The sequence below is a fragment of the Lyngbya sp. CCY1209 genome, from assembly GCF_055795065.1.
This window is the reverse complement of the sequence record NZ_JAYFER010000178.1, coordinates 1-431: the sequence shown is the minus strand read 5'-3', so window position 1 is coordinate 431 and position 431 is coordinate 1. Positions and strand designations below refer to the sequence as shown.

1 protein-coding gene is annotated in these 431 nt (G+C 44.1%); it reads left to right on the top strand.

The features are described 5' to 3' along the window. Window positions 1-431: group II intron maturase-specific domain-containing protein (locus AC0QHF_RS02760; protein WP_324702654.1), on the top strand; the 431-nt coding region annotated here is incomplete at both ends.

The window sequence follows — 431 nt, the reverse complement described above, 5'->3', positions numbered from 1 at the left end:
CTTCAAGAAATCGAAGTAAATGGAAAAATGGTCTCACCTGGTTTCGACTTTCTAGGGTTCAATATCAGGCAATATCCACAAGGGAGACATACATCCGGGAAAAGTGGAGGCCACAACAATAAACCACTGGGCTTCAAGACCCTCATCAAACCGGATAAGGAAGCAATCAAAGCCCACATCGAAAAGGTTAAAGAGGTGATTAAGAAACATAAAACAGCACCTCAAGCCGCCCTGATAAAATATCTCAATCCCATCATCACAGGATGGGCAAGATACTATTCAGGGGCAGTCTCCTCGGAGATTTTCAACAAGCTAGATAACATACTCTGGCAACAACTGCGGGCATGGATAGTATCACGATGCGGAAACGCCAAATACAAAACGCTCAGGAAATATTACCGAACAGGAATGGCAAAACTGAGCAATGGGGA